The organism is Marinomonas maritima, assembly GCF_024435075.2.
Lineage (GTDB): Bacteria > Pseudomonadota > Gammaproteobacteria > Pseudomonadales > Marinomonadaceae > Marinomonas > Marinomonas maritima.
This window is the reverse complement of sequence record NZ_JAMZEG020000003.1, coordinates 63,123-85,381: the sequence shown is the minus strand read 5'-3', so window position 1 is coordinate 85,381 and position 22,259 is coordinate 63,123. Positions and strand designations below refer to the sequence as shown.

Annotated in this window: 22 protein-coding genes; 13 read left to right on the top strand and 9 right to left on the bottom strand. The window is 42.9% G+C overall.

Features of this window, described 5'->3' with window-relative positions:
- Window positions 1-70: 70 nt before the first annotated feature.
- Window positions 71-400: a hypothetical protein gene (locus M3I01_RS12470; RefSeq protein WP_176334623.1), complete on the top strand. Its 330-nt coding sequence runs from the start codon at window positions 71-73 to the stop codon at window positions 398-400.
- 69 nt (window positions 401-469) lie between these two features.
- On the opposite strand, the gene mnmC is transcribed toward M3I01_RS12470, so the two are convergent.
- Complete coding sequence (gene mnmC, locus M3I01_RS12465; RefSeq protein ID WP_255896211.1) at window positions 470-2,479, bottom strand: bifunctional tRNA (5-methylaminomethyl-2-thiouridine)(34)-methyltransferase MnmD/FAD-dependent 5-carboxymethylaminomethyl-2-thiouridine(34) oxidoreductase MnmC; 2,010 nt, start codon at window positions 2,477-2,479, stop codon at window positions 470-472.
- Window positions 2,469-3,020 carry a peptidylprolyl isomerase gene (locus M3I01_RS12460; protein ID WP_255896210.1) on the bottom strand — a complete coding sequence of 184 codons (552 nt, stop codon included), beginning with the start codon at window positions 3,018-3,020 and terminating at the stop codon, window positions 2,469-2,471. Before M3I01_RS12460 ends, mnmC begins: the two co-directional genes overlap by 11 nt.
- Window positions 3,021-3,111: 91 nt before the next feature.
- Between M3I01_RS12460 and M3I01_RS12455 the strand changes: the two genes are divergently transcribed.
- Complete coding sequence (locus M3I01_RS12455; protein WP_255896209.1) at window positions 3,112-3,393, top strand: SelT/SelW/SelH family protein; 282 nt, start codon at window positions 3,112-3,114, stop codon at window positions 3,391-3,393.
- 79 nt (window positions 3,394-3,472) lie between these two features.
- On the opposite strand, the gene M3I01_RS12450 is transcribed toward M3I01_RS12455, so the two are convergent.
- Both M3I01_RS12450 and M3I01_RS12445 read right to left on the bottom strand, forming a co-directional pair.
- Window positions 3,473-3,778, bottom strand: coding sequence for a YciI family protein (locus M3I01_RS12450; RefSeq protein WP_255896208.1), 306 nt, complete (start codon window positions 3,776-3,778; stop codon window positions 3,473-3,475).
- A gap of 2 nt (window positions 3,779-3,780) precedes the next feature.
- Window positions 3,781-4,317, bottom strand: coding sequence for a septation protein A (locus tag M3I01_RS12445; protein ID WP_255896207.1), 537 nt, complete (start codon window positions 4,315-4,317; stop codon window positions 3,781-3,783).
- An 84-nt stretch (window positions 4,318-4,401) separates the two neighbouring features.
- On the opposite strand from M3I01_RS12445, the gene M3I01_RS12440 reads away from it, so the two are divergent.
- The 6 genes from M3I01_RS12440 to M3I01_RS12415 all read left to right on the top strand — a co-directional run bounded on the left by M3I01_RS12440 (window position 4,402) and on the right by M3I01_RS12415 (window position 9,726).
- Entirely contained in the window at window positions 4,402-5,253 is an 852-nt protein-coding gene (locus tag M3I01_RS12440) for a PHP domain-containing protein (RefSeq protein ID WP_255896206.1), read from the top strand.
- Between the two features lie 72 nt (window positions 5,254-5,325).
- On the top strand, window positions 5,326-5,946 hold the full coding sequence (locus tag M3I01_RS12435) for an L-threonylcarbamoyladenylate synthase (protein ID WP_112140477.1): 621 nt from the start codon (window positions 5,326-5,328) through the stop codon (window positions 5,944-5,946).
- Window positions 5,947-6,061: 115 nt separating this feature from the next.
- Entirely contained in the window at window positions 6,062-6,967 is a 906-nt protein-coding gene (rluB, locus tag M3I01_RS12430; protein ID WP_255896205.1) for a 23S rRNA pseudouridine(2605) synthase RluB, read from the top strand.
- 27 nt (window positions 6,968-6,994) lie between these two features.
- Complete coding sequence (locus tag M3I01_RS12425) at window positions 6,995-7,450, top strand: DUF1499 domain-containing protein (protein ID WP_255896204.1); 456 nt, start codon at window positions 6,995-6,997, stop codon at window positions 7,448-7,450.
- A gap of 34 nt (window positions 7,451-7,484) precedes the next feature.
- Entirely contained in the window at window positions 7,485-8,204 is a 720-nt protein-coding gene (locus tag M3I01_RS12420; RefSeq protein ID WP_255896203.1) for a response regulator, read from the top strand.
- 7 nt (window positions 8,205-8,211) lie between these two features.
- Complete coding sequence (locus M3I01_RS12415) at window positions 8,212-9,726, top strand: ATP-binding protein (protein ID WP_255896202.1); 1,515 nt, start codon at window positions 8,212-8,214, stop codon at window positions 9,724-9,726.
- Window positions 9,727-9,741: 15 nt separating this feature from the next.
- Here M3I01_RS12415 and M3I01_RS12410 read toward each other — a convergent pair whose 3' ends face one another.
- Both M3I01_RS12410 and argF read right to left on the bottom strand, forming a co-directional pair.
- Window positions 9,742-10,668: a LysR family transcriptional regulator gene (locus M3I01_RS12410; RefSeq protein WP_275565104.1), complete on the bottom strand. Its 927-nt coding sequence runs from the start codon at window positions 10,666-10,668 to the stop codon at window positions 9,742-9,744.
- A 90-nt stretch (window positions 10,669-10,758) separates the two neighbouring features.
- The gene (gene argF / locus M3I01_RS12405; protein ID WP_255896201.1) at window positions 10,759-11,664 is read right to left on the bottom strand and encodes an ornithine carbamoyltransferase; all 906 of its coding nucleotides are present in this window, start codon (window positions 11,662-11,664) and stop codon (window positions 10,759-10,761) included.
- Window positions 11,665-11,908: 244 nt separating this feature from the next.
- Between argF and grxD the strand changes: the two genes are divergently transcribed.
- The gene (gene grxD, locus M3I01_RS12400; protein ID WP_112140468.1) at window positions 11,909-12,238 is read left to right on the top strand and encodes a Grx4 family monothiol glutaredoxin; all 330 of its coding nucleotides are present in this window, start codon (window positions 11,909-11,911) and stop codon (window positions 12,236-12,238) included.
- An 85-nt stretch (window positions 12,239-12,323) separates the two neighbouring features.
- Complete coding sequence (locus M3I01_RS12395) at window positions 12,324-12,947, top strand: peroxiredoxin (RefSeq protein WP_255896200.1); 624 nt, start codon at window positions 12,324-12,326, stop codon at window positions 12,945-12,947.
- A gap of 114 nt (window positions 12,948-13,061) precedes the next feature.
- Here M3I01_RS12395 and gloA2 read toward each other — a convergent pair whose 3' ends face one another.
- The 3 genes from gloA2 to M3I01_RS12380 all read right to left on the bottom strand — a co-directional run bounded on the left by gloA2 (window position 13,062) and on the right by M3I01_RS12380 (window position 15,391).
- On the bottom strand, window positions 13,062-13,451 hold the full coding sequence (gene gloA2, locus M3I01_RS12390; RefSeq protein ID WP_255896199.1) for an SMU1112c/YaeR family gloxylase I-like metalloprotein: 390 nt from the start codon (window positions 13,449-13,451) through the stop codon (window positions 13,062-13,064).
- Window positions 13,452-13,462: 11 nt separating this feature from the next.
- Window positions 13,463-14,416 (bottom strand): LysR family transcriptional regulator, encoded by a 954-nt coding sequence (locus M3I01_RS12385; RefSeq protein ID WP_255896198.1) that lies wholly within the window; start codon window positions 14,414-14,416, stop codon window positions 13,463-13,465.
- 87 nt (window positions 14,417-14,503) lie between these two features.
- A complete protein-coding gene (locus tag M3I01_RS12380; RefSeq protein WP_255896197.1) occupies window positions 14,504-15,391 on the bottom strand; it encodes a LysR substrate-binding domain-containing protein in 888 nt (295 codons plus the stop codon).
- A gap of 399 nt (window positions 15,392-15,790) precedes the next feature.
- Between M3I01_RS12380 and M3I01_RS12375 the strand changes: the two genes are divergently transcribed.
- The 3 genes from M3I01_RS12375 (at window position 15,791) to M3I01_RS12365 (ending at window position 22,250) form a co-directional block, all read left to right on the top strand.
- Window positions 15,791-17,575: a putative bifunctional diguanylate cyclase/phosphodiesterase gene (locus M3I01_RS12375; protein WP_255896196.1), complete on the top strand. Its 1,785-nt coding sequence runs from the start codon at window positions 15,791-15,793 to the stop codon at window positions 17,573-17,575.
- Between the two features lie 26 nt (window positions 17,576-17,601).
- On the top strand, window positions 17,602-20,298 hold the full coding sequence (locus M3I01_RS12370) for a PAS domain-containing hybrid sensor histidine kinase/response regulator (protein WP_255896195.1): 2,697 nt from the start codon (window positions 17,602-17,604) through the stop codon (window positions 20,296-20,298).
- A 194-nt stretch (window positions 20,299-20,492) separates the two neighbouring features.
- A complete protein-coding gene (locus M3I01_RS12365) occupies window positions 20,493-22,250 on the top strand; it encodes an ATP-binding protein (protein ID WP_255896194.1) in 1,758 nt (585 codons plus the stop codon).
- The last annotated feature ends 9 nt before the right edge of the window (window positions 22,251-22,259 follow it).

The following is a 22,259-nucleotide window of genomic DNA, read 5'->3' as shown; positions in this document are numbered from 1 at the left end:
GTAGGTTATAGGGTTAGGGTTAAACATTACAAGGGGCAATGTGAAGATTGCTCAAAAAGATGGAGATAATATGTCTGAAAAAAATGTTGCTGATGCATTACATATCTTTTATGAATTAAATGAGTTGCTTTCTGATGTTTATTGGGAAACCAATGATATTAATCAGAAAGATCGTTTCTTTGCGATGAAAGGTATATTACAAGACGAGCTTGATGAACTGCATAAACTGAGCTTGCAGGATCACGTGTACCCTTACGAGCCTATGAATCCAAGTTTGATGCAGTTAAGCGACAAACTACGAGCCATGTTGCCAGAGCTTAATCAATACGTGTATCGCCCTCAAACATTGAATCGCTTCGCTAATCTTATTCCAAGTGCGTGTGAATTGTTTGAATTGTAATACAGTTTTGGTTTATAAAACGGCTTTACATTGAGTCTATCAAAATGACTCAATGTAGGCTTAATGCGGCTAGTTATTTTGGCTGCGTTTTAAGTCTCGGATAATAAAACGACTTGGGTGCAACTTATGGCTAATGTCTTGCTCTAAAGGCGAAGGTGTACCGAGGATTAAGCTGGCAATATAACTGCCACTTAACGGTGTCGATATCAATCCTCTCGATCCATGGCCAATGTTCATGTAGAGCTGGTTGATTGGTTCTATCACGTTGTCTGACCGCCATTTTGCGTTTTTACTGAGAGCTGCATAGGCTTGTTGACACACTTTGTCTGATTGAACTGGTCCTACTATGGGGGTGTAGTCAGGAACCGCACATCGGTACGATACTCTCCCACCGCATTCTTTACTGTCAAACGTCCCTTTCGGCAATAACAGCAGCCTTTCTAAAATTGCCAGATTTCGTTTATGGTCTTCATTTCTTACTTGGTCATCATGATCTTTCAAGTCATAGGTTGACCCAAAATGCAGCAAGCCATTTATAGACGGTGAAACATACCCAAATTCACATAAGACTTTGTTAATGTCTATTTTATAGTCAGATTCCCCTACGGCCTTACAAGCGGCCTGGGCTTTTTCTATGTCAATAAACGAGACCTGTCCTCGAATAGGGTGCGCAGGTGTATTTGGCGCGACGTCGAGCGCTTTGGTATCATTTGCTGTGCATAAAACGACATGAGAGAAACATGCTTGTTGATTACTGGAGATTGCTTCCCAACTAATGGGTTGGGAAGCAGAATGAATTTGAGAAAGGCTTTCAAGGCGCGTGTTTAAGCTAACCTGAATGTTTTTGTGAGAGAGTAGCGATTCGCAAAGCTGAGTCAGTACCACCCAACCAGAAAGCGGTAATAACAAACTTCCTTCTCTGTCGTTATCCTCAGCGGCGCGCAAAATGGCCTCTGGGTAGCGTTTTTCATTGATAAGCTTTTCGAAACGTTCGCTCTCTTTCTCATTTTTTGGAATTTGTATTAAACCGCACTGATCCCAAAATGCTTTCTGTTTATCCAATATCGAATAGAGACGAGTAGCGTGTAAGTAAGCGGATAGATAAAAGCGATTAACAGGCGTGTCTTGTGACGCTAATTTAGGGTAGAGCATGCCTTGTGGGTTGCCTGATGCACCGCAAGCAATGTGGTCACCTTGTTCCCATACGGTGACGTTTATGCCTTGGCTTGCAAGTGCATACGCCGTATTTGCCCCAGCTAATCCTGCACCGACGACTAATACATGAGTGACTTCTGTTTGTTTTTCTTGGCGTAGGTTAAACCAAGATTGGCCTTGTGACATGCGCTCTGATAATGCGGCTGTTGGTTGTTTAAGTTTCGCAACGACCATTTCTCTTTTTTGACCGAAGCCTTTTACTTTCTTAACATCAAAGCCGACATTTTGTAAGCCTCGGCGAACAATGCCCGCCGCAGTAAAAGTCGCGCAAGTGGTGCCTTGGTGACTAAGTCGATAGATGTGCTGGAATAGGTTATCGGTCCACATCTCTGGGTTTTTGCTCGGCGCAAAGCCATCTAAAAACCACGCATCTACGTCGGCGTTTAACGCGGCGAAGCCTTCTTCGGCTTCACCAAACCAAAGTGTCAGCTGAATTTTTCCTTGTTCAAGTTCAACGCGATGCATGCCATGACAGATTTCTGGATAAGTCTCAATAAGTTGCTGACTAAAATGACTGAGAGAAGGCCACATCTTCAAAGCATCTATTAACATGCTTTTTGTCAGTGGATACTTTTCTACAGAAATAAAATGCAGTTGCTTGTCACTAGGCGCTTCCGCTAAAAAATCTTGCCAAGCACAGAGGAAGTTTAAGCCAGTGCCAAAACCTGTTTCAGCGATAACAAATGCGTTTTTTTCAAGAGACTTCCAGCGCTCAGCTAAGTGGTTGTTGTGCAGGAAAACATAGCGAGTTTCTTCCAAACCGGATTCTTTATCAAAATAGACATCATCAAACTGGTTGGAGTGCGGCGCGCCATCATCTCCCCAGCTTAATGACGGTTTTTCTAATTGGTAGCTAGTTAACACGGACAATGCTCTTGATGATGACAGGAATCGTTGGTACATTTTGATATGGTCCAACGTTTGATGTTGGTACCGCAGAAATTGCATCGACAATATCCAACCCTGTAATGACTTCACCGAATACGGTATAACCCGCCGCGCCGCGTGAACCATCATTTAAAAAGGCGTTATCGACTTGGTTAATGAAAAACTGCGACGTGGCGCTGTTTGGATCTTGTGTGCGGGCCATCGCTAGTGTTCCTCGATTATTGGCTAATCCGTTTTTACCTTCATAGGCAACCGCTTGATGCGTTGTCTTGCGTTCTAGGTCTTTGGTAAAACCACCTCCTTGCACCATGAAACCGCGAATCACACGGTGAAAGATGGTCTCATCGTAAAAACCTTCATCAGCATAACGTAAGAAGTTCTCGACCGTTTTTGGAGCCGCTTCGTCTTTTAGGTCTACTCGGATGGTGCCTTGGCTGGTTAAAATATCGACTTCGGTGGCTTCTAGTTGTGAGCAAAAAGCCAGTAAAGCAAGGCTGGTGATAAGAGATTTACGCATAGTGCTACTTCCTTATTTAATGTATGCCCAATACTATTGGGTGTGTCATAACATGCCAAGACGTTTTGTGTATTTACCGGAGAGAAAATGAATGCGAACTGTAGCCGTAGAAATTGAGTATTGTACTTTATGTCGTTGGATGTTGCGCGCCGCGTGGTTGGCTCAAGAGTTGCTAACGACATTTGATGACGATATTAAAAGTGTCACGTTGTTGCCGACACAAGGCGGTATTTTTAAAGTACGAGTGAATGGTCAGGAAATCTGGTGCCGTAAAGCCGAAGAAGGCTTTCCAGAAGCGAAAGTATTAAAACAAAGAATGAGGGATGTGGTTGATCCTGATCGAGATTTAGGGCATTCAGATGTTAAAAAATAACCCCCTCCCAACCTCCCCTTAGTAGGGGGAGGGGCTAAGAGCTGCTTTGTTCCCTTCGCTTAGCAGGGGGGATTGTATTTTAGGTGTTAGGGAAAACTTGCTTAAAAGGTTTTACCGTTACGTTCTTATAAACGCCAGCGTCCACATAAGGGTCTGCATCAGCCCACGCTTTTGCTTCTTCGAGGCTGGTGAATTTTGCGATCACAACACTGCCAGAGAAGCCTGCATCTCCTGGACTATCTGAATCAATAGCAGGGTTTGGCCCCGCTAGAATCAAACGACCTTCGTTTTGTAATGCTTCTAGTCGAGTTAGGTGAGCAGGGCGCGCTTCTTGGCGTGCGCTCAGGCTATTTGCAACGTCTTCTCCAACAATAGAGTAAAGCATCTTCATTCCTTATTTTGTAAATGTGATGACAGGTAAATGCCTTGTAATAAAATAAATACAACGGTCATACCCAGTAAACCAAATAATTTAAAATCTACCCATATATCTTCACTGTAAGAGAAGGCGACATATAAGTTAGTCGCGCCAGACACAATAAAGAAACAGACCCACGCAAGATTCAGAGTACGCCATACTTTAAAAGGCAGCTCAAGTTTATCGCCCATCATGCGTTGGATGATGTTTTTATCGCCAATAAACTGGCTACCAAAAAAGACAATAGCAAAAAGGCCGTTTACGATTGTCGGTTTCCATTTGATGAAATCTCCATTTCCCATTAATACCGTTGCGCCACCCAATAGCACTACTAGCACCAACGAAATAATGTGCATTTTTTCTACGGTTTTATTTTTAAACCAAGTGAAACCAACTTGAATAAGTGTTGCTGGAATCAAAACGGCCGTTGCGAGAATGATGTCTCCTGTCATCTTATAAACAGCAAAAAAGATAACGATAGGAAGAAAGTCGAATAGTATTTTCATATAAAAAACCCAGTGTATGTATACTAGAATGTATGTATGCTGGTCTTATAATAACCATCATTCCTTTTAAAGAACAGTCAATCTATGCCTGAAGCTGCGAGTTACCGAAAAGTCGATTTACACACCCATTCTACGTGTTCGGATGGTAAGTTTTCGCCGACTCAACTAGTTGACCTTGCCGTCGAGCAAAAAGTTTCCCTATTCGCTCTAACGGATCACGACACATTGGATGGGATTGCTGAAGCAGGCCAAAGAGCGTCCGAACATGGTTTAAGTTTCATCAATGGCGTTGAGCTATCAACTCAGTGGAATGGTGTTCCTCTGCATATGGTGGCATTGAACTTTGCTCAGGGTAATCCCGCTTTGCTGTCGATTGTCGAAGAAAATCAGGCAATACGTTTAGATCGAGCGCGACGGATTGCCGATTTGTTGATAAAACAAGGGTTACCTGATTTGTTTGATGAAGCGACGGCATTGGCTGGTGAAAGCCAGCTAGGGCGACCACACTTCGCGAGTTTATTGGTTGAGAAAGGGTTTGTGAAAGACGCAAATAAAGCGTTTGATCGTTATTTAGGGAATAAACGGTTAGGGCAATTACGGGATGTATGGCCTGATCTTGAAACGGTATTAACCGCACTTTCGGGTCAAAATATGGAGTTGGTTTTAGCACATCCTAAACGCTACCCTCTTACCGTGACCAAATTAAAACGCTTATTGGGCGATTTTAAAAAATGGGGTGGGACTGGGATCGAAATTGTTTCGGGTAATGAGCGTCCAGATAGTGTTCGCTTACTGGAGCGCTTATCGAGAGAGTTTGGATTAAAAGCCTCAGTTGGAAGTGACTATCATGGGCCGTTTGGGCCTTGGATGCAGGTGGGTAAATTCACCCAAATACATGAAAGTGAAGTGGATTTAGTTTGGCAGGCTTGGGCATAGCAAAACTATTATGGCCTAGCTTCTTAGGTGCTAGGTTTTGTTTATATATTGACATTTTTAGTGGAGAGTAGGTTGAGTCAATTTTTTCAGATACACCCAGAAAACCCGCAGGCACGTTTGATTAAACAAGCGGCAGAAGTCATTCGTAATGGTGGTGTTATCGCTTATCCAACAGACTGTGGGTATTCACTGGGTTGTCATCTTGGTGATAAATCAGCACAGGATCGAATTCGAGCAATTCGTCGCTTAGATGATAAACATAACTTTACGTTGGTGTGTCGCGATTTATCTGAAATATCAACCTATGCGCGATTTGACAATCGCCTATATCGCTTACTGAAAAATAATACTCCAGGTCCTTACACCTTCATTTTCAGTGCCACATCAGAAGTACCTAGACGGTTATTGCATCCAAAAAGAAAGGCGATTGGTATTCGAATCCCTAATAATCAAATCGTTTCTGCGTTGTTAGAAGAGTTGGGCGAGCCGATCATGAGTGTTTCTCTTATTTTACCTGGAGAAACCGACCCGATGACTGATCCATACGACATTCGCGATACGCTCGAACATGCGCTAGATTTAGTTATAGATGGCGGCTTTTGTGGACTACAGCCGACAACGGTCGTTAAAATGGATGCTGACAGCATTGAAGTGGTTCGTATTGGTGCAGGGGATCCTGCGCCGTTTCAGTAAATTGTTTAATATTCAGCTGTCAAGGCCCATGGTGTGTGGCTTATAATGGGCTAAATAGTCAATTAATATTATTAAAACTGGGTTGCTGAGAAGCATTCCCTCTAAGAGGTTCGTAATGGACGAAAAGTTACAAAAAGTATTAGCAAGAGCAGGTCAGGGTTCACGCCGTGAAATGGAAACCCGTATCCGTGAAGGTCGTGTATTAGTGAATGGAGAGGTTGCTACATTAGGCGACCGTGTAAGCCTGACAGATACAATTTCGATAGACGGATATGTCATTGAAGCGACAGAAGCAGGTGAAAATCGCCGTATTATCATTTATAACAAACCCGAAGGTGAGGTTTGTACTCGTAAAGACCCAGAAGGTCGACCGACTGTTTTTGATAAACTGCCTAAGCTGCGCGGAGAGCGTTGGATCGCGGTAGGTCGTTTGGATATTAATACCTCTGGTTTGTTGCTCTTTACGACGGATGGTGAACTAGCAAATAGATTGATGCACCCATCGACGGAGATAGATCGAGAGTATCTTGTCCGTGTTATGGGTGAAGTAACAGAAGAAAACATTGCCGCGCTGAAAAAAGGCGTGATCATGGACGATGGCATTGCCAAGTTTACTGATATTGTCGATGGTGGTGGTGAAGGTATTAACCGCTGGTTTTATGTATGCTTAATGGAAGGTCGTAACCGCGAAGTCCGTCGTCTTTGGGAGTCTCAAGGCGTTAAGGTTAATCGTTTGAAGCGTGTTCGTTTTGGTCCTATTTTCTTACCGTCAAAAGCAAAGGTAGGTCGTTGGGTCGAAATGGAAGACGCTGAAGTTAATTCATTGTGTGCCATGGTTGATCTTAAAGTGTCGGAATTGAAACCTAAGACACAGCAGCAGAAACTTGAGTTAAAACGCCATAAAAACAAAGCGACTGCTGGTGGTGCACGTCGCGGCGGCGCAAATAAGGGCTTTGATTGGCAGAGTAGCGATAAACAAGAATTTAAGCCTAAAAAACCAGGTAAAAGGTCGTTTCGTTAAGATAAATTGGTTTGGAGTCGTAGAAGTATGGTTCGCTGGATAATTGCATTAATTGTGATCTTGGTTGTAGGTTTTTTTATTTACGTCAATGTAAGTAATAAATTGCCTGAAGGGCTTGGTGTAACGGATGGTCTGTTGAAGCCTTGTTCCTCGTCTCCTAATTGTGTGTCGACGCAGGCAGCGCCAGAAGATACAGTTCATTATGCTGAGCCTATTATTTACACGGGCGGTCGTAAAGACACGCAGTTATCTATCGAATCCTATATGTTGAATAAGGGAAATTCTCGGATTGTGAGTAGTACCTTAGGCTATGTCCATTTTGAGGTGACGAGTCACTTGGTGGGTTATATTGATGATGTTGAATTCTATCTTCCCGAAGCGGATAGCGTAGTGCATTTTCGTTCGGGCTCACGTGTGGGCCATTCCGATTTTGGCGTAAATCGCGAGAGAGTTAGAAAAATTCAAGATCTGCTAGTAGATTAATTCTAAAACGATAGTAGTTGGACGAGGATTGCCCATGAGTTTAGATGACAACCAAACTATTTTAATTGTTGAGGATGATGAGCGTTTAGCTTTATTGACTCAAGAATACTTACAAAAGAATGGTTTCAACGTTGATGTTGAAGCGGATGGCCGCAAGGCTATTTCTCGTATTATTGAAGAGCAACCTTCTCTTGTTATCTTGGACTTGATGTTGCCTGGCGCGGACGGCTTTACAGTATGTCGTAGTGTCCGTCATGACTACAAAGGACCTATTTTAATGTTGACGGCTCGCAGTGATGATGTCGACCAAATTTTAGGCTTAGAAATTGGGGCGGATGATTATGTTTCTAAGCCTGCAAAACCAAGAGTGTTGTTAGCAAGAGTGCAGTCGTTGTTACGTCGCAGTACGCAAGATGTTGACTTATCTGCTGAATCCTCTAAAGAAGAGCAGAACTTGACTTTTGGCCCTCTGACAATTGATAACTCTCGTCGTGAAGCTTGGTTGCTCGAAGAAGAAGTCGAACTTACCAGTGCTGAATTTGATTTATTGTGGTTGTTGGCCAGTAGTGCTGGTCGTATCCTAAGCCGCGAAGAAATTTTTGGCGAGTTACGTGGTATTGAGTACGACGGTCAAGATCGTTCGGTTGATGTTAGAATCTCTCGAATTCGCTCAAAAATAGGCGATGACCCAATTCATCCTCGTCGTATAAAAACCATTCGTAGTAAGGGTTACTTGTTTGTAAAAGAAGTATAGGAACGTAATGCGAGCTGAAATGTGGCGTTTATATCGGCACCTGGTGTTTGGGGGTGTCGTTATTGTCTTGTTCTGTTACGTTATTATGGCATTTACTCAAGCTCGCTTCAGTGCTTCAAGAGTAGAGCAATTACTTTGTGTAGACGCAGAAATAAGCTCTGTTCTCCTGCTTTCTGGTATTAGCCAGCAGTTACCAGAGTCTCAGTTTAATTGGACTTTACAGCTAACTGAGCCTCTTTCTATTTCAATGATTTCCTCGCTAATAAGTCAAAAAAAATGGCTTAAATTCCCCGATAATAGCTATCAATTAACGTTTGAACATTCTGGTCAGTCTGTATTAATGGGCCGAGCGTATCAACATGACAAATTTTTTAAATTTGAATCCTTGTTGCAGCGTTTTCTTTTATCAGATCAGGTGAGTTATCAGGATAAGAAGTCTTTAATTGAAAATATGCCGTGTCTTTCTGTTGAGTATATTTCTTCTAAATCTCCCAGTGTGTTAACGGGTGTTGCCTTGGTTCATGGTGCTTATGGGGAGTATGGTTTTTTATGGGAAGATGAGGAGGCAGACGGCGCTGTTTACTTGTCCATTGTTCATGAAGAAAATGTTTCCTTAACCTTTACTGTGGTTATTATTGTTTTTGTAGGAATGTTAGTCATGCTTATTCTCATCTGGCGTGAATTAGTCTCTTTGGATTTTAAACGAAAGACATTTGAAAGTATTACTCGTCAAATTGCTCGCGGTAGAAGTGGTTTGCCAAAAGGTATTCCGGATAGTAATGGCACACTAAAAGAATTGGCTTATTCATTTGATTCTATGTCATCACATATTCAACGCTTATTGAAAGTGCAGCGTGAAATGATAAATGCCATTTCCCATGAGTTAAGAACACCTATTGCCCGTTTACGGTTCGGATTGGAGGTGATGAAAGACGAAGTGGATGATGATGTTGCTAAATCTATCGAAGCGTTGGAAGGTGATGTCGAAGAGCTGAATACGTTAGTAGATGAAGTGCTTACTTACGGGAAGCTAGAGGGTGGCTCATTAGAACTTAACTTCAAAGAGCTTTCTATTTCTCAGTTGGTTGATGATATTTTGAGACATAATCATCTGTTACTTCAGCATCTTAGTGTCGACGTGGATATTAATGAGGCAGACATAGTTTTGGCTGATGAACATCATTTGAGCAGAGCATTACAGAATCTTATTTTGAATGCAGCCAAATACGCTGCTAGCAAGATAACTATTACTTTCTCTCATGATTCAGAGCGTTGGCAATTAGATATTGAAGATGATGGTCCTGGTATTGCTTTTGAAGACAGGGATAAAGTTTTTATACCTTTCCAGCGATTGGATAACAGCCGGACGCGCGCTTCAGGAGGGTATGGGTTAGGGCTCGCAATTGTTCAGCGTATTGCTTTTTGGCATGGCGGTGCGGTATTGATCGATGCGAGTGAGTCTGGTGGCGCTAAATTCAGTTTGATTTGGTCGCGTAATCAGCATCAGAACACCTTGTCCTAATGCTGATATAAGCCCCTAAAGTTCTGGAGCTAGAATACCTTTTAGGTTTTTAAAGCACGTTTTAGATGCCGTAGATATAAGGTCTTCCATGTAGGCGTTTTCACGCTGGTCTTTTCTTATTGCCAAATACAGCTTACACCAAACACCTTCTTCACCAAGTGATTTTGTCATCACATATTGCCGATTTGTGTATTCTGTTAATGCCCAATTAGGCAGACAGCATAGGCCTCGGCCGCTGGCAACCAATTGCATCATCATGAGCGTTAGTTCGCTGTGACGAATTTTGGCAGGTGAAATACCAGCAGGGTTTAGAAAATGTTTAAAAATATCCAGTCGCTCTGTTTCAACAGGATAAGTGATGAGTGTTTCTTTCTGGAAATCCTCCGGACTTAGAAACTCTTTTTTTGCCAGTGGATGATGTCGAGACAGAGCGACTTGCGATTCATATTGGAATAAAGGAATGTATTCAATATTGGGAATATCTTGAGGATCGGATGTTACCACTAAATCTAAATCGCCACGAGCGAGTGCAGGCAGAGGCATAAAACCAAACGCCGTAGAAAGGTCTAATTCGACATCAGGCCAGTGTTCACGAAAGTGATCAATCGTTGGCATGAGCCATTCATAACAACTATGGCACTCGATGGCGATGTGTAAACGACCGCTTTCTCCTTCTGCAAAGCGCTGAATATCTCGTTGGGCAGATCGAAATGAGAGCAGAACATCATCGGCAAGTTGTAATAAACGCAGTCCAGCACTGGTAAAGCGGACAGGTTTGGTTTTTCGAATGAATAATGGACAGCCTAGCTTCTCTTCTAGATCTTTGAGCTGGTGAGATAAAGCAGACTGCGTTAAGTGTACTCGTTCAGCGGCTTCGACTAAGCTGCCTGTTTCTCTTAACGCGGTCAGTGTTTTTAAGTGCCTAACTTCAATAATGCTCATAGTGATTCACAGTTGATGCGTTTTTTTTCAATGTGTTGGATATAAAAAAGCTCGCTGGATGATTGCGCCCAAGCGAGCTTTTTTATTGTGTTAGCGACACAATAAAAACTCAAGTAATGCTTTTTGTGCGTGCAGGCGATTTTCAGCTTCATCCCATACGACTGAATCAGGGCGATCGATGACGTCTGCAGACACTTCTTCGCCGCGATGAGCAGGTAGGCAATGCATGAATAAAGCGTCAGAGTTGGCTTTTGCCATGAGCGCTGAATTTACTTGGAAGCCATCAAAATCTTTTAGACGTTGTTCTTGCTCGTCTTCTTGACCCATGGAAGCAAACACGTCAGTAACAATAAGGTCGGCGCCTTTTGCTGCTTCATGAGTGCTATGAACGACGGTGACGCGATCTTTATGCTCTTCAACTAGCTCTGCATTTGGTTCGTATCCCACAGGGCAGGCCACGACAAGTTGAAAATCTAGGAGTGCGGCGGCGTTAATGTAAGAGTTGCACATGTTATTGCCATCACCAACCCAAACAACCTTTTTTCCTTCGATAGAACCACGGTGTTCTTGATAAGTTTGCATATCTGCAAGTAATTGGCACGGATGGTAGTCGTCCGTAAGGGCATTGATAACTGGAACCGATGAGTATTTAGCAAAGGTTTCAATGGTTTCATGATCAAAGGTTCTGATCATCACGGCATCCACCATGCTGGAGATGACCCGAGCACTGTCTTCTACCGGTTCACCGCGTCCAAGCTGGGTGTCTCGGGACGAAAGGAAAAGTGCGTGACCACCCAATTGCGCCATACCCGCTTCGAAAGAAACGCGGGTACGAGTGGACGATTTTTCAAAAATCATCGCCAGTACACGATTTTTTAGCGGTTGGAACAAAGTGCCTTCATGATGAATTTTCTTAAGCTCAGAAGCTCGTAGTAGTAACTGTTTTAACTCATCAGAAGTTAGATCTTTCAGAGTAAGAAAATGTCTTGGCGACACGCTAGAGCTCCTTAATTGTCTTTTGAAAAGGGAATCGACCAATTTAATACACTCAGGTAAGTGAGTAAAGGGCAATTAACGATAGAAAGAGCAAAGGAAAGCGTCTTCTTGGGGTTGTAAATGCACCACCAGACCCAATAAACTGATGCAACTTTAAATGAATTTAGTGGTTGTTCATTTTGTGGTGGCATTAACAATGTGTTTGTCGTCATGTTAGACGCAGTCCAAGAACGAGGTTTTTAATATGAGTAATACAATCGAAACAATTAAAGAGCAAATTAATAGCAATGATATCCTGCTATATATGAAAGGTAACCCTCGTGCACCTCAGTGTGGTTTTTCCTCTCAGGCGGTTCAAGCGCTTATGGCTTGTGGTGAGCGTTTTGCTTTTGTGAATATTTTAGACAATCCAGATATTCGCGCAGAGCTTCCAAAATTCGCTAACTGGCCAACGTTTCCACAGCTTTGGATCAAAGGTGAGTTAGTTGGTGGCTGTGACATTATTGTTGAAATGGCAGGTAACGGTGAATTGCAAACCTTGATTAACGCTGCTGTTGGTACAACTGAAGAGTAAGCTAATACGTTGTCTGTTTAAGGGCGACATTATTCGATGAAACATTAGTCTGTTAAATTATTAAGCAATAAAGGAGATTTTAAAGATGTCTATTTTAGTTGGTAAAAAAGCACCTGATTTTACAGTTCCAGCGGTATTGGCTGATGGCCAAATTGTAGATTCTTTCAGCTTGTCTGAAACGATCAAAGGCAAATACGCTATCGTGTTTTTCTATCCATTGGATTTCACTTTTGTATGCCCGTCTGAAATTATTGCTATGTCCCATCGCATGGATAAATTCCGTGAAATGGGCGTAGAAGTTATTGGTGTTTCTATTGATTCTCATTTTACTCACAACGCTTGGCGTAACACCCCAGTAGAGCAAGGTGGTATCGGCGCGGTTGAATACACGCTAGCGGCCGACATGGATCATGCTATTGCTAAAGCGTATGGCATCGAATCTGAGGGTGGCGATTCTTACTACCCAGCGGGTGTTGCGATGCGTGCTTCTTTCGTTATCGATCAAAAAGGTATCGTTCGTTCACAAGTCGTAAACGACGAGCCTATTGGCCGTAACATGGATGAGTTGGTTCGTGTTGTAGACGCGCTTCAGTTCTTCGAAGAAAATGGCCAAGTTTGCCCAGCAGGTTGGAATAAAGGTGACAAAGGTATGAATACTTCACCTGAAGGTGTTGCATCTTATCTTGCTGAAAATTCTAAATCTCTATAAGGCTCACTTTTACGGTAAGTAAACGTTGCCATAAATAGTTGATAAAAGCGTTCATTATGAAAAGTAATGGACGCTTTTTTATTGTCTTCATTATAGTGTTTCGTACTTTTTCTTTTACCCTTCGTAAAGCTCAAGAGGTAAGCCATCTGGGTCTGCAAAAAAGGTAAAGCGTTTCCCCGTTAAATCATCCAGCCTAATGCACTCTGTGACAATGCCATGCTTATTTAAGTGTTGGATGCATGATTCTAGGTCCTGTATCGCAAACGCCAAGTGTCTTAGTCCTTGTGCTTCTGGGTGGGAAGGCCTTGCTGGTGGTGATGGAAAAGAGAACAGTTCTATCTGTTGGTGCTCGTTGATAGCAAGATCTAATTTATAAGACTGGCGTGCTTCTCGATAGGTCTCTTTAAGGATCTTGAACCCAAGAATTTCATTGTAGAAGCGTTTTGAGACGTTATAATCAGAGCAAATAATGGCAATATGATGGACATGAGAGACGGTAAACATAATCCTACTTTTTATTGTTTAGTTTGTGCTTTTAGCTCATTGGCTACATCAATGACTTGCCGTCTAAACCAAATGTGACTTGCGTCGTGATGCAGTAAAGGACTCCAAATCATTTTCAATTCTATTTTTGGTATAGTGAACGGAGGATCGAGAATAACCAAATCTGGATTCTTCTTATTGATCATTGCGACCTTTTTAGGCAAGGTGGCGATAAGGTCCTGCTCCAGCGCCAGATGCATTGCGGTGTGATAACTTCTCGTGAACACTCGGATGCTGCGTTTGCGGTCAAGCGCTTGCAGTGCTTCATCCACCCAACCGAGTTTTTGTACATCGGTAGGGTCCATGCCGACACCGACACCGAAACCTGTTTTACTGACCCAAATGTGCTGGGCCTGTAGGTACGCATCAATATCGAAATGGTCTTTTATCGGATTTTTTGAACTCATCATGCAGACAAAGGTATCGAACCACACACTTTTCTGATGAAACGATTGTGGCAACTCTTCAAAGCGGTTGATGGCCATATCGATCCTGCCAGCTTCAACATCGTGAAAAGTCACATCGCTTGGAGTCATGATATCCAGCGTAATGCCAGGGGCGTGTTCACGCAGACGATTCAGTAATCGAGGAATAACGGTTGAGGTTGCGTAATCACTGGCCATGATTCTAAACACACGTGTACTGGTACCTTCGTTGAAGTCTGCCTCTGGTTGCAGCGCTTCTTCTAACTCAAGTAAAACTTTACGAACAATTGGCTGAAGGCGAAGAGCTTTTTCAGTCGGTTTCATGCCTTCGCTGGTTCGAACAAGTAGAGGATCGCTGAGTAAATCGCGCAATCTTTTTAAGCCATTGCTCATGGCTGGCTGAGTGATGTTGAGTTTACTCGCAGAACGAGTGACATTGCATTCTCTTAATAACACATCAAGGTAAATAAGAAGATTAAGATCTATTTTATTAATATTCATACTTTTTTATGTGATTCACATGATTGGTCTATTATATGAATTGATTGTATTTTCCTTGGTGCAAACTACAACCGCGAAGCTCATGATTTAACTATTCGCTAAGATTGGAACGGCGCGACATAGGTCGATAAAGCGTTGGGCGTTTTGTGTTAACGCTGTATTTTTGGGTGTAACAATCAGTAGATTTCGGTTAAGTTCCAATGGCGTATGATAAAGGCGAATTAGCCCCGAGTTTAACTCTTGGGAAATGGCCATACGAGATAAACACCCGAGCCCCATTTGATGAATGACGGCCTGTTTTACTGCCTCCATATGGGCAAGAGAAAGCACCACATTGAGTTGAGGTATTTGAGCTGCTGTGGCTTGTTCTAGAATATTACGAGTGCCAGAGCCTGATTCACGCATAACCCAGTTGGCTTGTTTTAAATCCTCCCAAGATAAATCTTCAGAACGCGCCTCTTCGGCAGAGCCAAATACCACAAGCTCGTCTTTTAACCATACCTGCGTCATTAATTCTGCGTGCTGGCAGTAGCCTTCAATAAAACCAACCTCGGCTTTCCCAGTCAGTAATTGTTGAATGACACTTTGCGTATTCCCAATTTCTAAATTAAAGCGAATATTGGGATGTTCACGCTTAAATAAAGACATTTGCTTAGGGAGTAAATAGTTTCCAACACTCACACTTGCTGCCAAATGCAAAGAGCCACTGAGTTCATCTTCATTGCCCATGCTTTCTATTTGTTCTATTTGACTAAGAACCGCGCGAGCTTGCGGGAGAAGATGTCTGGCTTGTGGGGTTATTTGTAAGCGTTTGCCATGTCTGCGAAAAAGAGGGCGACCTAGTAAGGCCTCTAGTTCTCTTAATGCTTGGCTTGCTGCTGGTTGGCTTATGGATACCATTTCAGCCGCGGCTGTAACGGATCCAGTATGAACAACGGCTTCAAATATTTGTAATTGTCTAAGTGTGATTCTCATTTGGCTATTGTAGCCTCGTTTTCGTTTTGATGAGTAGCGCTAATGTCTTTTGATATCATAAATGCGTGAGGGTATTAATAAAAAAGGCAACAGATCATTGATTCTGTTTTTTTGGAATGAAACTAACTCCAGTTTTATCGATGAACTCAGCACTAGGTTTGGCCGCTGCGATCAGTTTTAACAAAAAAGTGATCGCTGTTAGCGTATTGAATTTTAAACTTGGCCTGAATTTGGTGCCAAGTGTTCGTTGTTGGGTTACTTTTTAGATACATAACTAGTATAGATATTCTATAAGAAACAGAGTTATATTTGTCTATATTGCATATTAATTGTTCGATTACAGTGTTTTCATTACTCTATTCGGGTAGTTTTGAACCCATATGGAAGGCATGGCTAGGTATGAAGCAATCTCCAACAGTGTTAATTGTCGACGATGTACCAGAAAATTTACGGGTTTTACAGGATGTAATTGCTGCATTAGATTGTCAGATTGCTGTTGCTAACTCAGGTGAACGCGCCCTAGAGTTATTAGAAAGAACGCAGCCATGTTTGATTTTATTGGATGTCATGATGGGCGGGATAGACGGTTTTGAAACCTGTCGCCGTATTCGCTCTCATCCGAGATACAAAGATGTTCCAGTCATTTTTGTGACGGCATTAGCGGACGATATTAGTCGTGGCTTTGACGTCGGTGGGAACGATTACATCAGTAAGCCTATTCGTATTGAAGAGGTGCGCTCTAGAGTTCAGCATCAATTAGAAAAATTTCAATTAGTTAATGAGTTAAGAGAGCTTACGGTTTCATTGGAAGAAAAAGTAAGAGAACGTACTTCTGACCTAAATCTAGTGAATCGAAATCTTCGTAAAGAGGTAAGCGAAAGGCGCTATATGCAAGATAGGCTGAAATATCTTGCCCAACATGATTTCGTTACGCAGCTTTACAACCGAGATGCACTCGACGAACACATTTCTCATATTATTTCAGATGTTCAATCAGAAACATCTAAACACACTCCTTTTTTTGTTTTGATTGATGTGAATGAATTTCGCTTGATAAATGATTCATGCGGCTGCATTGCAGGCGATGAGTTGTTGCATCAGCTGGCGGCCTTAATAAGTGAGTTTATTGACCCTCAACGTGATTTTTGCGCGCGGTTAAGTGGCGACAAATTTGCCATAGTGGTGAGTAAGGGGGGAGACGAGTCTGTTGAGTCTTTATTTCGTTTACTTCAAAAAGGGATTAAGAATTTTTCTTTCGTTTGGGATGAACGTCAATTTCGAATGAGTGTGACGCAAGTAGCAATACCAATAACACTTGATATGGTGTCGTTTGAGCAAGTTGTGATGTTGGCCGATGAAGTGTGTTACGCAAGTAAAAAATCAGGAATACATTCTCGAATTATAAAGAATGCAAAAGACCTTTCCTATGATGAGCATCGTGGCAACCTAAATTGGGGGCTACGTATTATTGATGGTCTTGAAAAGGATTTGTTTGAAGTGCATTTTCAGCAAGTTTGTTCATTGAACAGTGATGAGCCGAGAAAAAAGATAGAAATTTTAGTCAGACTAAAAGATGAAGAGTCAGGAGGGCTGATTTACCCCAACGACTTTATTCGAGCTGCAGAACGATTTGGCATTATTTCTAAGGTTGACCGTTGGGTTATTAATCATACCATGAAGCAACTAGCGGAACGTGAAGGCTTATGGGAACGCGTCGACCAAGTGGCGATTAATGTGTCTGCGTTATCGGTTCGACAAGCGGGTTTTGCTGAATTTATTGTGGATCGTTTGGCGCATTATCAGCTTGATGGTGGTAAGTTTTGTTTTGAAATTACTGAAACAGAAGCACTCAATAACTTCTCTGATGCCCGTAAGTTTATGGGGGTGCTGCATGAAAGTGGTTGCAGTATTGCGTTGGATGATTTTGGTACTGGATTTTCATCGTTTGCCTATTTAATGGATTTGCCATTTGACCTAATCAAAATCGACGGTATTTTTATCAAGGATATGCACGTGAATGACATCCATTACGGCATGGTTGATTCCATTGTAAAACTGGCCAAAATGCTTGAAAAACCCGTTGTAGCCGAATTTGTAGAGAACCAAGAGATTGTGCAAAAACTTCAGCTGCTTGGTGTGGAGTGGGGCCAAGGTTATCACTTTCATAAACCTGAAAAACTATAACTGGTTCGTTTTAGGAGGCTCGAAATATGGACGTTGAGTTACCCACCATTTTAAAACTGCTGGTGATACTATTCTGTGTCACAGTGCTGTTCTTAATTGTTTTACAGTTGGTTTTTTTAGTTCGCTTTAAACTCTTACAACGCCGCTATTCAAGAGCTATCCTGGCGACGAATGCTGGTGTCTGGGAATGGTTTCCTGAGAGCAATATCCTGTACACGTCTTCTGAATTTTTCACCCAACTCGGATTCGATGAAAGAAAAGCACCCAAGCATTTAAGCGAATTGCTGGCTTTTTTATCTTCTGATGACCAAGTCACGTTTGAGCACTGGAAGGCGGCATTACTAGAACAAAAAATGGGTGCTACGCACAGTTCAATCAGATTAAACATCCAAAGCCCTAACAAGGGGCGTTTTTGGATAGAGATGCGCGGGGGTGTCACTCGTATAGATGGGCGAAATCGAGTTCGAAGTGCTGCCGGTATTTTCGAAGATATAGGTCATTTAGTCGCAACAGAGAACGAGCTCATCGCCGCTCGTGAGGAATCTCGACGTCGAGAATTAACCTTGTCCTCTTTGCTTAATAATATTCCCGATATTGTGTGGTCGAAAGATGAGCAAGGAAATTATCTAGATTGTAATCAGGCTTTTTTAGACTTTAACTCAATTTCAGAAGAAGGCATTAAGGGTAAGAGTGACCGAGATTTAAACCTAGATGGCAAAGGTGAGTATTATCAAGGTAGAGATAACGAAGCGTTACAAACGGGGATAACCTTGCATGAACAAAGTTGGGGACACCCTAAAGATGGGAGAGCTCCGCGTTTATTTGAGGTGTATCGTGTGCCTGTTATAGAGTCTACGATTAATTTTCGAGGTACCTTAGGTATCGCCCGAGATATCACTGAGCACCATCGTCTTATTAATCAACTCAAACAATTTAAAAGTTTTGCAGATAACTCTGCTCAGGGCTTTGCGATGACCACCTTAGATGGAAATATCACCTATTTTAATGAAAAAATACGCACATTGCTTGGTGTGAAAGAGGAAATAGGTGATCCGTCGTCGGGGACATTGAATTATCTTGAATTCTACCCAGAAACCAGTCAAAAATTCCTGCAAGAAACTGTCATTCCTTACCTTAAAGAGAATGACATATGGGAAGGGGAGTTGCAGGCAAGAAGCCGAGATGGGCGCGTTTTTTCTACTTATGAAATGTATTTTGTATTGCGCGATGAAAATGGTAAAGCGACATCATTTGGTGACATCATGAGTGATATTACCGAACAAAAAAATGTTTCGATGCAGCTGGAGCGGGCAAAAGAGGCCGCAGAGCAAGCCAATCAGGCCAAAAGCCAATTTCTGGCCAATATGAGTCATGAAATTCGCACCCCTTTAAATGCCATTATTGGTTATGCCCAGCTCATTGGAGAAGACAATCAACTCACAGGCGTTTCACGAACACGTTTTTTATCCATAGCGAGTGCTGGCGATCGGTTGTTAGGGCTGATTAACGATATTTTAGACATTGCCCGAATTGAGTCTGGGCGACTTGTATTGCATGAGCAAAAAATCAATCTCTGTAACGAAGTTAGTCAAATTGGTAAATTACTCCAAGGTCAGGCTCAGGATAAAGGGCTAAGTCTAGTTGTTGAATGTGATATAGGCGATCAGCAACTTGTGTGGATTGACCCGGTTAAGCTTCAGCAAATCATCACAAACTTACTCGGTAATGCCGTTAAGTTTACCATGAAAGGGTATGTGAAAGCGGCCGTTCTGATCATAGGTGATCGTATTCATATCAGTATAGAAGATACAGGACCTGGAATAGAAGCTGAGTTGATAGAGGACCTTTTTACTCCTTTTGTACAGGGGAAAGCAGGTGAAGTATCTGGCGGTACCGGTTTAGGGTTGGCGTTGTCGATGACCTTGGTTAAATTGATGCAAGGTTCGTTGTCTGTCAAAAGTAGCGAAGGTGCAGGTACGAAAATTATTATTGATTTGCCGTTGTTAAAGGTAGCTGACGATGACATGGATAATTTTGACGAGCAAAGCGCTGTTCTTAATATGCGACTAAACGACCCCATCACGGTTTTGGTGGCAGAAGACGATGAATGGTCACGAGACATTCTTGTGTCTTTATTGGAGAGGGCCGGATGTCAGGTGACTGAAGCAGAGGATGGAGAGCAAGCCATACAAGCTTTTAAGGCAAATCCCCCTGATCTAGTGATGACAGACATTAGAATGCCTAATAAAAGCGGTATCGATTTACTGAAAGCTATTCAGGAAGAAGGTATTCATCATAAGGTTCCAGTGGTCGCGGTTACGGCTTCTACTTTGGTTCATGAACAGCAGGCGTTACTCGATGACGGCTTTTGGCAGGTTATTGCCAAGCCTTATCGAGCAGAAGAAATTTATAAATCATTGGTAACTCATCTTGATGTGCAATTTGTTCCTTTGCTTGAGTCCTCATGTTCTTCTAATCAAGAGGAGGGCAGAGTGATAGAAGAAGTAAATGATGACGAATCACTAACCCTGCTTACTTTTGCCTGTTGGCTGCCTCTATTGTCGGCTGCAAAAAACGGCGACATGCAACAAACCGAATACGAGTTTGAAACATTAAAGCCAATATTGCCATTGACTCATAAAAAAGCGATTCAAGGTGCTATTACGCAATTTGATTTAGGTTTGGTTGAGGAGCTTGTGGTGCAATACCAAAAGCTTGAGTAATGGTTATCCAGCATGTCCTATATTCAATATCACCTGAAGGCTTTGCGTTTGACATGAATATGAGGCAAAGATAAGGTCACACAAGACAAAACACAGTAAAAGCCCCTACAATAGAGGGCTTGTGCCGTTTCTTTTTAGACAGTGCTTTTAGTCAACGCCTTTTAGATATTAATCAACCGCCACAGGTAGCCCCCATGACCAGTCTAGCTCCCAATGATTTTCCCTTTACCGCGGTGGCTGGGCAAGAGCTTCTGAAACTGGCTTTAATTCTTTGTGCGATTAACCCACAAATCGGCGGTGTGTTAATTAGTGGTCCTCGTGGCTCAGCAAAATCTACTTTGGCTCGTGGTTTATCTGGCGTCATGCCGGCATTAGATGATGCAGAGCTGGTTCCGTTTGCTACCTTACCGCTTGGTACGAGTGAAGACCGCTTGCTTGGCGCACTGGATCTAGAACAAGTGTTACAAGACAAAAACGTTGCCTTCAAACCGGGGTTACTCAGTCGAGCGCATGGCGGTGTGCTTTATGTAGACGAAGTGAACTTGCTTGCCGATCACCTTGTAGACCAACTTCTTGATGTGGCCGCCAGCGGCGTCAACCGAATAGAACGTGATGGCATCAGTCACGAACATGAATCTCGCTTCCTACTTGTTGGCACCATGAACCCAGACGAAGGGGAATTGCGCCCACAGTTGCAAGATCGTTTTGGTTTAATGGTCGAACTTGGCAATCAATACAGTCTTGAAGAGCGAGTGCAAATTGTACGATTGCGTGATGAATTCGACCAAGATCCAACCTCCTTCTGTGATGCATTTAAATACAAGCAACGTAATTTAAAAAACAGCATTCGATTAGCTAGAGAAACTTTGAGCAAAATTCGATGTTCTGATGCATTGCGCATGGACGTTGCAACACGTTGCCAAGACGCCATGGTTGATGGCGTTCGTGCAGACATTGTTTGGGTTCGTGCCGCCATGGCGCATGCGGCTTGGCGCGGTGCTAAAACCGTCGAAAAAGAAGACATTCAAACGGTTGAAGACTTAGTGTTAGCGCATCGTCGACAAGCGAAAGCATCGCCTCAACCTGCTAGCTCTCCTTCTCGCCGACCAGAATCCTCGCAGGCTCAATCGCCGTCATTGCCGGAACAGCCTCGTTCAGGTTCGAGCGATGCGCAAAATACGCCGCCAGAGGAAACGGGACAAGGCGATTGGGGGAGCATGACGCCGCAAAAACAAGCGACCAGCACGCCAATTAAAGTAACGCTTAGCGAAGAGACGCAAGCCAATTCGACCATGAATCGATTGAGTGAGGTGACGCCGGGAAAGCATAAAGGTAAGCAGCAGGCCGGTTATCGTCCTGATGCCACGCAAACAGCCAATGGCATTGATTGGTTTCGTAGCATTGTTAGCCAACCGCAAGAATGGCCGCCGAAAAGCTTAACGCACAAAGCAGAGAAAACCGGACAAGCGGTGTTGCATTTGGTGCTGCTGGATACCTCGGCGTCAACGTTAAGCCAAGGTGTGTTTGCAAAGGCCAAAGGGGTAATTTTAGACATTGCCAATCGTGCGTATTTAGCCCGCGAACAGATCGCGATTTTGGGCTTTGGCCAAGACAGCGTGTCGTCCATTTTACCCAAAGTACGTGCGCCAAAAGAAATATCTGAATTGCTGGACAACTTAGAAGCCGGCGGCGGTACACCGTTTCGCATCGCGATAAAAAACGCGGGTCAATATTTGTCGCAGCAGCATAAACAACACCTCGGTTTGCATAGCCAAACCTACATTTTGACCGATGGCCGAACGCAAGCCGATGTATCAGGTCTTGAGTTACAAGGTAACACCGTATTGATTGACACCGAAAATGCACCGATCAAGCGTGGCCGAGGCCAAGACATTGCCCAGCATTTGGGGGCACAATACATTTTATTGAACTCTCTTTTAGAGAGCTTTTAGATACTTTTT

Excerpts from the sequence above, each read along its gene's own strand:
- M3I01_RS12470 (WP_176334623.1), top strand. The coding sequence starts at position 71 with ATGTCTGAAAAAAATGTTGCTGATGCATTACATATCTTTTATGAATTA.
- M3I01_RS12460 (WP_255896210.1), bottom strand. The coding sequence starts at position 3,020 with ATGCGTAAATCTCTTATCACCAGCCTTGCTTTACTGGCTTTTTGCTCA.
- M3I01_RS12455 (WP_255896209.1), top strand. The coding sequence starts at position 3,112 with ATGCGAACTGTAGCCGTAGAAATTGAGTATTGTACTTTATGTCGTTGG.
- M3I01_RS12450 (WP_255896208.1), bottom strand. The coding sequence starts at position 3,778 with ATGCTTTACTCTATTGTTGGAGAAGACGTTGCAAATAGCCTGAGCGCA.
- M3I01_RS12445 (WP_255896207.1), bottom strand. The coding sequence starts at position 4,317 with ATGAAAATACTATTCGACTTTCTTCCTATCGTTATCTTTTTTGCTGTT.
- M3I01_RS12440 (WP_255896206.1), top strand. The coding sequence starts at position 4,402 with ATGCCTGAAGCTGCGAGTTACCGAAAAGTCGATTTACACACCCATTCT.
- rluB (WP_255896205.1), top strand. The coding sequence starts at position 6,062 with ATGGACGAAAAGTTACAAAAAGTATTAGCAAGAGCAGGTCAGGGTTCA.
- M3I01_RS12425 (WP_255896204.1), top strand. The coding sequence starts at position 6,995 with ATGGTTCGCTGGATAATTGCATTAATTGTGATCTTGGTTGTAGGTTTT.
- M3I01_RS12420 (WP_255896203.1), top strand. The coding sequence starts at position 7,485 with ATGAGTTTAGATGACAACCAAACTATTTTAATTGTTGAGGATGATGAG.
- M3I01_RS12415 (WP_255896202.1), top strand. The coding sequence starts at position 8,212 with ATGCGAGCTGAAATGTGGCGTTTATATCGGCACCTGGTGTTTGGGGGT.
- M3I01_RS12410 (WP_275565104.1), bottom strand. The coding sequence starts at position 10,668 with ATGAGCATTATTGAAGTTAGGCACTTAAAAACACTGACCGCGTTAAGA.
- grxD (WP_112140468.1), top strand. The coding sequence starts at position 11,909 with ATGAGTAATACAATCGAAACAATTAAAGAGCAAATTAATAGCAATGAT.
- M3I01_RS12395 (WP_255896200.1), top strand. The coding sequence starts at position 12,324 with ATGTCTATTTTAGTTGGTAAAAAAGCACCTGATTTTACAGTTCCAGCG.
- gloA2 (WP_255896199.1), bottom strand. The coding sequence starts at position 13,451 with ATGTTTACCGTCTCTCATGTCCATCATATTGCCATTATTTGCTCTGAT.
- M3I01_RS12385 (WP_255896198.1), bottom strand. The coding sequence starts at position 14,416 with ATGAATATTAATAAAATAGATCTTAATCTTCTTATTTACCTTGATGTG.
- M3I01_RS12380 (WP_255896197.1), bottom strand. The coding sequence starts at position 15,391 with ATGAGAATCACACTTAGACAATTACAAATATTTGAAGCCGTTGTTCAT.
- M3I01_RS12375 (WP_255896196.1), top strand. The coding sequence starts at position 15,791 with ATGAAGCAATCTCCAACAGTGTTAATTGTCGACGATGTACCAGAAAAT.
- M3I01_RS12370 (WP_255896195.1), top strand. The coding sequence starts at position 17,602 with ATGGACGTTGAGTTACCCACCATTTTAAAACTGCTGGTGATACTATTC.
- M3I01_RS12365 (WP_255896194.1), top strand. The coding sequence starts at position 20,493 with ATGACCAGTCTAGCTCCCAATGATTTTCCCTTTACCGCGGTGGCTGGG.